This window comes from Kitasatospora sp. NPDC086009 (genome assembly GCF_044540385.1).
GTDB lineage: Bacteria > Actinomycetota > Actinomycetes > Streptomycetales > Streptomycetaceae > Kitasatospora.
On the sequence record NZ_JBITSA010000003.1, the window covers coordinates 642,502 to 650,991 of the forward strand.

An 8,490-nucleotide genomic window follows, 5' to 3' on the forward strand; every position below is an offset into this window, starting at 1 on the left:
TCCTCACGCTCGTGTGATGACGGTTCCGGTGCGCTCGGCGATCAGGTCCGTCACGGGTGCGCTGCCGATGACGACACGGTCCACTCCCCGGTCCAGGGCCTCCCCCGCGGCGCGCAGCTTCTTGCGCATGCCGCCGGTGGCGCCCTTGTCCCGGAACCGGGCCGCGGCCTCCGCCGTGATCCGGCGCACCGGCTGACCGTCGATCAGCAGGTGCGCGACATCGGTGACCAGGACCAGCTGTTCGGCCCCGATGCCGCCGGCGACGGCGGCAGCGGCCCGGTCGCCGTCGGTGTTCACCTCCCGGCCCGCCGCGTCCCGCGCGAGCGGGGTGACGAGGTAGGCGTGGCCGGCCTTGAGGTTCTTCAGCACCGCCGGGTCCACCCCGGTGATCGGGCCGACGAGGTTCTCCAGCTCGACGAGCTGCTTCTCCTTCCACCACCAGCGCTCACCCTCGCCGGCGGTCACCAGGCCGTCGCTGCCGAGCACCCGCTCGGCGGTGATGCCGCGCTGCTCCAGGCGTCGCAGGACGTCCTCGGCGAGCTCGGCACTGACGGTCTTGATGTCCTCGATGACCTCGGGCGTCGTCCACCGGCTCTGGTTGCCGTACCGGTCGCGCAGGATCGCCGAGGGCTCGTGGTAGCGGGGGCTGAGGTTCTTCAGCGGCTTCGACCAGCCGTGCACGAGGACCAGCGGGCGGTCCCGGCCGAACCGGGCCAGGTCGTCCCACCAGGTGCCGGCGAGGTCGTCGACCGTGCTGCCGCCGAGCTTGACGACGGTCGGGGTGTCGGTGGCTGCCGTCCCGGTCATGCCGGCATCACCGGCTGCTGGGTCAGCCCGGTCTCCTCGGGCAGGCCGAAGCGCAGGTTGAGGGCCTGGATCGCCTGGCCGGCCGCGCCCTTGACCATGTTGTCCAGCGCCGCCAGGACGACGATCCGCCCGGCCTCCTCGTCGTGCAAAACCGACACGTCGCAGAAGTTCGAACCCAGCACGGCCTGCGGGTCCGGCACCGGGATCAGCGTCTCGTTGTGCCGGCGGACCCGCACGAACGGGCGCTGCTTGTAGAAGCGCAGGTACGCGCGGTGCAGGCTGCGCGCGTCCACCTCGTCGTCGGTGAAGACGTAGGTGCTGGCCATCAGGCCGCGCACGTGCGACACCCCGTACGCCGACATGCTGAGCGAGTCGATCCCGCCCGGCTTGCTGCGCTCCAGGAAGTCCTTGACCTCCGCCGCGTGCCGGTGCCCCGCCGGTGCGTACGGCGCGATGGCGCCGTTGCGCAGCGGGTGCAGGTCGGCCGTCCGCAGGGACAGGCCGCCGCCGCTGGAGCCGGTCTTGCCGTCCACCACCACGGTCCTCAGGTTGAGGCCGAGGCCGATCACCAGCGGGGCGAGCCCGAGGGTGATCGCGGTGGCGAAGCAGCCCGGCAGCGAGATCAGCGCGGCGCCGGGCAGCTGGTCGCCGACCAGCTCCGGGACGCCGTAGACGAACCGGTCTGCCAGGCCGTCGGCACGGTGCACGTCCGGGTACCACCGGTCGTGCAGCGCCGGCGTCTGGATCCGGAAGGCGCCGCTGAGGTCGATGACACAGGGCACCTCGTCGGCCAGCCGCGCCGCCAGCTCCGCCGAGGCGGTCGCGGGCGTGGCGAGCAGGACGACGTCGCACCGGCCGCTGAGGTCCGTGCCGACCGGTTCGATGGTCAGCCCGAGGTCCAGCCGCAGGCCCGGGTGGAGCTCGGCCGGGCGGCGCCCCGCGCTGGCGTTGCCGCCGAGGAAGGTCAGCTCCAGCTCGGGGTGCTGGGTGATCAGCCTGATCAGTTCACCGCCGGCGAGCCCGGAGGCCCCGATGATGCCGACCCGGATCATCCGATCTCCTCCCGTACGTAGCGGCCGATGGCCGCGGCGATGTCCACCCCGGTGGCCGAGGCGACCGCCCGAAAGGCCGGTGCGTGGTTGACCTCGTTGACCACGTAGCCGTCGGGCGTCGCGAAGAGGTCGATGCCGAAGATGCCCTCGCCGAGGACGTCCAGCACCCCGTCGACGATCTTCTGCACCTCGGGGTCGAGGTCGACGGCGCGGTTGCGGTTGCCCAGCGCCGCGTTGCTGCGCCAGTCCGTCCCCGCGCTGTGGAACTCGGCGATGGCGACCAGCTCGCGGCCGACCACGAAGCAGCGCAGCGAGGATCCGCCGGCCAGGTAGGGCTCGATCAGCGAGGCCTGCTCGAAGCCGTGCCCGAGGTCCTCGACGTAGTCGTAGACCGAGTGCGCGGAGTCCGCGTCCCGCAGCAGGGTGACCCGCTTGCCCATGCCGCCGAAGACCGGCTTCAGCACGACCGGCGGCGGCAGTTCGGCCAGGGCCTTCTCGAAGTCCCGGCGGGACAGCACGAGCCGGAAGTCGGGCACCGGCACGCCGGCGGCACGCAGCTGGGCGCGCAGCGTCAGCTTGTTCTCGCAGGCCTGGATGGCCGAGACGGTGTTCAGGGTGGGGATCCGGGCCGCCTCCGCGACGGTGGCGATCAGACCGCCCCGCGTGTAGCTGCGGCTGCGGACGAGCACGGCGGCGTAGCCCCCGAGCGAGGCCGACTCCTGGTCACCCAGGGCGAGGGACTCGTCGTTGACCCACTCGACGCTCAGGCCCAGGCCCGCGGCCGCGTCGATCAGCCGGCGCTCTTCCCAGCCGACCCGGTCGGCGACGATGGCGACAGTTCGCTCCATGGGCTTACTGACCCCAATCGCGAAGCTGCACCTCGACCATCTGGAGGCTGAGCCGGCCCTCCACGACGTCCTCCACCCGGAGCGTCAGCATGCACTCGGGGCAGGCGATGGTCTCGCCCTGCACCATCGGCGGGGTGGTCAGATCGGTCTCGCATTCGGGGCACAGGCCGGTCAACGTGCCAGCAGACATTGTCATCTCCGTAGTCGTTCTCTGGTGGATGTGGATCCGGTGGTGGTGGAAAGCCGGACCGGGGTGGGAGCGGTCAGACGGACTGGAACTCGACGGCCGCCTTGCGGATCGCGTCGCGGTCCAGCAGGTCGCGGTCGTCGCGCTCCTGACGGACGGTCAGCCAGGAGGTGAAGGCGGCGACGTCGACCGACTCGGCCAGCTCGTCGAGCGCCCAGGTGACCAGCGGTGTGGTCAGCCGGGTGCGCACCCGCAGCTCGCGGGAGTTCCCGACGATCTCCGGGGCCAGCGTCTCGTAGGCCTCGGGGTGGGTCAGCTGGCCGGGCAGCTCGTAGGCGAAGGCGTGCGGCGCCGTGGGGCCGGACTGGAAGGCGTCGCCGAGCCGGGCGCCGCGCAGCGCGGCGTTGGTGAGCTCGGTGAGGTGGCTCAGGTCGAAGCGGGTGTCGCCGTAGACCACCCGCAGCGAGGTGAGCAGCTCGGCCAGCGGGGCGTTGCCGCCGCGCTCCCCGATGCCGCCGGCCGTCGCGGAGATCCACTTCGCCCCGGCGCGGTAGGCGGCCAGCGAGTTGGCGACCGCCATGCCCAGCATGTTGTGCGAGTGGATCTCGATCTCGGAGCCGTCGATCTCGGTGATGCTGCGGATCTGACGCTCCATCTGCCACGGCGACAGGTAGGCGACGGTCTCCGCCAGCCGGAACCGGTCGGCGCCGGCCGCGAAGCCCGCCTCGACGTAGGGGACGAGCCGTTCCCTGGGCGTGCGGGCACCGTCCTCACCGCTGAAGGTGACGTGGAAGCCGCGCTCCTTGGCCGCGACGATCGCCGCCCGGGCCACCGCGATCAGGTACTTGGTGCTGGAGGAGCTCAGCTTGAGGGCCGCGTGCTGCTCCGAGGTCGGGATCGAGAACATCACGGACCGCACGCCGAGCCGCTTGGCCTCGTCCAGCGCCGTGACCACCTGCTGGCGGTCCCGCACCACGACCAGGCTCAGCGAGCGCTCCGGGCCCACCGACTCGTGGGTGGCGAGGATGAGGTCGGCGTCCTTGGTCGACGGGCCGGAGATCATCCCGACCTCGACCAGCTCGACGCCGGTGCGGACCAGGAGGTCGGCGATGTGGGCGGCGTCCTTGGGGCCGAACTCGACGCCGGCCATGTGCGCGGAGTCCCGCAAGGTCGCGTCGGACAGGTGGGGCAGCCCCTGCGGGGGCACGTCTTCCTTCAGGTGCTCTGCTGGTGCCATGTGCGTTCCCTCCTTTTCCGGAGCCGGGTTCCCATTCGCGCTGACCTCGGCTCCGGCCTGAATTCTCGCGATGCGGCATGTACGAATGGAGCAGGGCCGAAAGAGCGACGATGCGCAGTGCGCTCGACGAATATGGTGGTCGATCGCGCTGTGAAGGGACAACACTGCCAATGTCAGGAGCTTGTCAAGGACTGTGATGGAACGTCATGGACGGTGAGCTGTGCGGACTTCTCGTCGGCATGCCGACAATTTCCTGGACAGCCTCCGAGGGCACCTGTATCGCTGAATAGGCGCGCGAAATCCGCGCCGAGCGGCGGGAGGCCGGCGGCATTGCCCCGCGAGTCGTTCGAGCGCCCCCGACGGTGTGCCGCCCCGTACCGCCGCACCCCCCTCCACCCGAGAACGGAGCCATGGACACGTGAGAACGGACCGGTCGAACCGTGCGCACGCACCCCGCAGTGCCGGGGGAAGCGACCACTTACCGAACTGAGCACCGCCCGTAGAAAGGAGAGAACTTCCGATGGTTGTTCCACTGGAACTCAAGCCCGCCCCCCAGGGGTCCGGCGATCCGTCGTCGGCCGCCGCGGCCCGCGAGCTGGCCGAGCGCGTCGCGCGGCCGACCGCGGCCGAGCGGGACCGCGACCACCGCTGGGACCCGGCCCTCTTCGCCGAACTGGCCGGCGCCCGGCCCGGCCCCGGCCTCGCCGGACCGCTGGTCCCGCGCGCCCTCGGCGGCGGCGGCCTCAGCGCCACCCAGACCTGTGCCCTCCTCGAAGGCCTCGGCGAAGGCGCCCGCGACCCGGGCCTCGCCCTCGCCGTCGGCGTCCACGCGGTGCTCGCCACCGTGCCGCTGCGCGCCTTCGGCAGCCCCCGCCAGCGCGAGCGCTACCTGCCCCTGATGGCCTCCGGCGACTGGATCGGCGCGGTGTCCCTGCGGCAGACCCAGGGCGCCGCCCTCGCCCCGACCGTCACCGCCCGCCCCGGCACCCCGGGGCTCGGCGGCTGGGTGCTCACGGGCGAGCTGGACCTCGTCGCCGGCGGCCCGGTGGCCCACCACTTCCTGGTCGTCGCCACGCACGACGGCGGCGGCCGGACGGCCTTCGTCCTGGACCGCTCCACCCCCGGACTGCTGATCACCGAGTCGGCGCCGGCCGCCATGCGCACCTGCGCCTGGGGACGCCTCGTCCTGGACGGCTGCCACGTCCCGGACGACGCGGTGCTGGGCAGCGTCGGCGGCGCCGGGACCGAGGTGGAGCCGCTGCTGGCCTCGCTCGACTGGGTCTTCTCCAGCGCGCCCTGGCTCGGCGTCATGCGGGCCCTGGTCCGGGACGCCGTCGACGGCGTCGGCGAGCGCCGGGTCTTCGGCCGGCCCCTCGTGCACGCCCAGTCCGCCCGGTTCACCCTGGCCGACCTCGCCACCCGCTGCGAGCTGGCCTCCGGACTGCTCTACCGGGCCGCCGGACAGTTCGACTCCGGCGGCCGGCCCACCCGCCAGGACGCCGCCACCGCGCGGCTCTTCGTGGCCGCCGCCGCGCGGACGGTCGCCGAGGGGGCCGCGCGCCTGTCCGGCACGCTCGCGCTGACCAGCGACCACCTGATCGCGCGGGCCCACCGCGACGCCCTGTTCTTCGCCGAGACCGGGGGCGGCACCGAGGTGCTGCGCCCGGTGATCGCCGCGTCCCTGCTCGGGCTCGGCTGACGTGAGGACCGATACCGACATGACCGACACACCACACGGCACCGTCCTCAGCTTCCCGGGCACCGCCTCCCGGGCCGCCGAGACCGACGCGGCGGGCCGGATGCCTTCGCCGAACTGGACGGAGATCATCGACAGCGGCTACCTGCGGCTGTTCCACCCGGAGTCCTCGGGCGGCAGCGGCGCCGACGGCCTCACCCAGCTGGCGGCCATGGAGGCGCTCGCCCGCGCCTGCCCGGGCAGTTACTGGACCGCCACCGTGTCCGGCCTGCTGTGCGGCAAGCTGATCTCCCGCTACAGCCGGCCCAGCGAGTACGACCGGCTGCTGAAGCCGCTGATCTCCGGCGAGAAGCTGGCCTGCTTCGCCATCGTGGAACCGCCCGCGGGCAGCGACGCCGGGACCTACACCACCACGGTCCGGCCGGCCGGAGCCCCCGGCGAGGGGTTCGTCATCAACGGCGAGAAGGCCAAGATCACCAATGCGCCGGACGCGGACGTGGCCGTCACACTCGCCCGCCGGCAGAAGGCCCCCGGCGACGAGGGCCACGACTGGTGCCTCGCCTTCGTGGACCTGAACCAGCCCGGCGTCCGCCGCTACGAGACGCCGCGGATGGGCCTGCGCGGCATGCCCTGGGGCGGCATCGTCTTCACCGAGGCCACCGTCTCCGAGGCCGACGTGGTGCCCGTGCCGTTCGGCGAACTGGCCGGTGAGCTGGCCGAACTGATGGCCTGGGGCTGGCTGCTGATCTCCGTCTCGGCCATCGCCATCGCCGAGTCCGCGCTGGACGCCTCGGTCCGGTACGCGGGTGAGCGGGTCTCCTTCGGGCGGCCCCTGGCGCACATGGAGGGCGTGCAGACCCAGCTCGCCGAGTCCCGGGCCCAGATCGACGCCGCCCGGGTGCTGGCGCGCCGGGCGGTGACCGAGCTCGCCGCCGGCCGGTCGGCCCGGGAGGCGATCGCCATGCTCAAGATCTACGCCACCGAGATGGCCGTCGAGGTCGCCGCCCGCGCCGTGCAGATCCACGGCGCGGCCGGCGTCACCCGGGGCCACGAGGTGGAGCGCCTCTACCGGGACGCCCAGATGAACGTCATCGGCGGGTTCACCTCCAACCGGCTGCGGGAGACGGTCGCCGAGAGCCTGGGCCTGGGCCCGGCGGTCTACCGGCCGTTCGACTGGGTGGCACCGGCGGGTCTCGGTACCGATCCGGCGGGCTTCGACGGCCTCACCCGGCCCGCCGGGGCCGTTCCCGCGTAGCTCCGCGGTCCGGCACCCCCCGGGGGTTCTTCCGGCCCGGCCCGCGGCGGGCCGGAAGAACCCCCGGATACCGGGATCGGCCGGCCGGCCGGCCGGTCGAATTCCCGGCGGACCGGAATTCGTCACGGCGAATTCATCTCCGGCAACACCACGGGTACATTCCTCCGGCGTAATGCCGGGAATCCGTGAGGGAATCCGCGAGGGGAATCCGTGGCTCGAACCGGTGGCGGGAATCCGGGCCGACCCGCCGGTCGGCTTCCCGGCACTCCCGGGCATTTCCCGGGGCCGACCGGCCGGGGCCATTCGCGAGGCGGCCCCGGCCGGTCGGCCGGTATTCACCGACGGGTCTGCTCGCCCCCTCCCGGAGGGTCGTGATGATGGCCGAGAAGTCCAGCCCCGCTCCCTCAGCGGCGGCGAAGTCCGCGTACAACTCCGCTGCCCTCAGGCCGAGTTCCACCGGCAGGCCGGCGGCCTTGACCGCTCCGGCGGCCAGTTCGAAGTCCTTGGCCATCAACGCGGCGGCGAAGCCGGCCCGGTCGTCACGGTTGGCGGGGCCCGCCGGCACCGGGCCGGGGACGGGGCAGTTGCCGGTCAGCGCCCAGCACTGGCCGGAGGCGGTCGAGGCGACGTCGAACAGCGCCTGGTGGCTGAGTCCGAGGCTCTCCCCCAGCACGAACGCCTCGCTGACCGCGATCATCGAGATCCCGAGGATCACGTTGTTGCAGATCTTCGCGGCCTGCCCGGCGCCCGAGGGGCCGCAGTGCACGACCTTGGCGCCCATCGCCGCCGGCACCGGTCCGGCGGCGGCGAGGTCCGCCGCCGCGGCGCCCACCATGAAGGTGAGGCTCCCAGCGGTCGCGCCGGGCACGCCGCCGGAGACCGGCGCGTCGATCGCGACGAAACCAGCCGTCTCCGCCACGGATCATCACAAGCCTGCTCCCGGATCACTGCGCGCCGCCCGGTCTTCCCGGCTGGGTGCCAGTGACTGGTACTGCGACGACGCACTCTCCGGTCACAGTGGCGCGACCGTGCCGGATTCACACCGGCGTCCCTGCACTGCGGGCCTTGTTCACGACCATGTAGTCGGGCGTCCTAGTAAGTCCGGGTGCCGCCGCGCCCGCCCTGCCCGCCTTGGGCAGCACAGCAGCCCTCACGGATGCCCTGGCGGTCGCCGGCCCGACCGCTGTGACGCTCCGTGGCCAAGCCTCGGGGAGGTCGCAGGCGGGCCCGACTGCGTCGGCACCTGGCTGGTGGCGTCTTTCTCCGGGAACGCAAAGAACCCCCCGATCCTTACGGATCGGGGGGTTCTTCACAATGATTGTTCGGCGGCGTCCTACTCTCCCACAGGGTCCCCCCTGCAGTACCATCGGCGCTGTGAGGCTTAGCTTCCGGGTTCGGAATGTAACCG

The 8,490-nt window shown here is 72.6% G+C and carries 7 protein-coding genes, 1 rRNA gene, 1 pseudogene and 1 riboswitch; of the genes and pseudogenes, 2 read left to right on the plus strand and 7 right to left on the minus strand.

Features of this window, described 5'->3' with window-relative positions:
* Positions 1-3: 3 nt before the first annotated feature.
* The 5 genes from ACIF6L_RS11890 to ACIF6L_RS11910 all read right to left on the minus strand — a co-directional run bounded on the left by ACIF6L_RS11890 (position 4) and on the right by ACIF6L_RS11910 (position 4,131).
* On the minus strand, positions 4-807 hold the full coding sequence (locus ACIF6L_RS11890; protein WP_396488169.1) for an acetylglutamate kinase: 804 nt from the start codon (positions 805-807) through the stop codon (positions 4-6).
* On the minus strand, positions 804-1,859 hold the full coding sequence (gene argC / locus ACIF6L_RS11895; protein WP_329490285.1) for an N-acetyl-gamma-glutamyl-phosphate reductase: 1,056 nt from the start codon (positions 1,857-1,859) through the stop codon (positions 804-806). Before argC ends, ACIF6L_RS11890 begins: the two co-directional genes overlap by 4 nt.
* Positions 1,856-2,707 (minus strand): RimK family alpha-L-glutamate ligase, encoded by an 852-nt coding sequence (locus ACIF6L_RS11900; RefSeq protein ID WP_359811652.1) that lies wholly within the window; start codon positions 2,705-2,707, stop codon positions 1,856-1,858. The genes argC and ACIF6L_RS11900 overlap by 4 nt, the downstream gene beginning before the upstream one ends.
* Before the next feature lie 4 nt (positions 2,708-2,711).
* Positions 2,712-2,897, minus strand: coding sequence for a lysine biosynthesis protein LysW (locus tag ACIF6L_RS11905; RefSeq protein WP_329490283.1), 186 nt, complete (start codon positions 2,895-2,897; stop codon positions 2,712-2,714).
* 73 nt (positions 2,898-2,970) lie between these two features.
* Positions 2,971-4,131: an isopropylmalate synthase gene (locus tag ACIF6L_RS11910; protein ID WP_359811655.1), complete on the minus strand. Its 1,161-nt coding sequence runs from the start codon at positions 4,129-4,131 to the stop codon at positions 2,971-2,973.
* 520 nt (positions 4,132-4,651) lie between these two features.
* Between ACIF6L_RS11910 and ACIF6L_RS11915 the strand changes: the two genes are divergently transcribed.
* On the plus strand, positions 4,652-5,830 hold the full coding sequence (locus ACIF6L_RS11915) for an acyl-CoA dehydrogenase family protein (RefSeq protein WP_396488172.1): 1,179 nt from the start codon (positions 4,652-4,654) through the stop codon (positions 5,828-5,830).
* A gap of 19 nt (positions 5,831-5,849) precedes the next feature.
* Complete coding sequence (locus tag ACIF6L_RS11920) at positions 5,850-7,082, plus strand: acyl-CoA dehydrogenase family protein (RefSeq protein WP_329490279.1); 1,233 nt, start codon at positions 5,850-5,852, stop codon at positions 7,080-7,082.
* A gap of 349 nt (positions 7,083-7,431) precedes the next feature.
* Here ACIF6L_RS11920 and ACIF6L_RS11925 read toward each other — a convergent pair.
* Together ACIF6L_RS11925 and rrf are read right to left on the minus strand one after the other, a co-directional pair.
* Positions 7,432-7,998: pseudogene (locus ACIF6L_RS11925) on the minus strand (NAD-binding protein); the annotation flags it as partial.
* A gap of 16 nt (positions 7,999-8,014) precedes the next feature.
* Positions 8,015-8,129, minus strand: a riboswitch (cobalamin riboswitch).
* A 273-nt stretch (positions 8,130-8,402) separates the two neighbouring features.
* Positions 8,403-8,490, minus strand: a 5S ribosomal RNA gene (gene rrf / locus ACIF6L_RS11930); the annotation flags it as partial.

Coding starts and splice junctions, on each gene's coding strand:
- ACIF6L_RS11920 (WP_329490279.1), top strand. CDS start 5,850: ATGACCGACACACCACACGGCACCGTCCTCAGCTTCCCGGGCACCGCC.
- ACIF6L_RS11905 (WP_329490283.1), bottom strand. CDS start 2,897: ATGTCTGCTGGCACGTTGACCGGCCTGTGCCCCGAATGCGAGACCGAT.
- argC (WP_329490285.1), bottom strand. CDS start 1,859: ATGATCCGGGTCGGCATCATCGGGGCCTCCGGGCTCGCCGGCGGTGAA.
- ACIF6L_RS11900 (WP_359811652.1), bottom strand. CDS start 2,707: ATGGAGCGAACTGTCGCCATCGTCGCCGACCGGGTCGGCTGGGAAGAG.
- ACIF6L_RS11910 (WP_359811655.1), bottom strand. CDS start 4,131: ATGGCACCAGCAGAGCACCTGAAGGAAGACGTGCCCCCGCAGGGGCTG.
- ACIF6L_RS11915 (WP_396488172.1), top strand. CDS start 4,652: ATGGTTGTTCCACTGGAACTCAAGCCCGCCCCCCAGGGGTCCGGCGAT.
- ACIF6L_RS11890 (WP_396488169.1), bottom strand. CDS start 807: ATGACCGGGACGGCAGCCACCGACACCCCGACCGTCGTCAAGCTCGGC.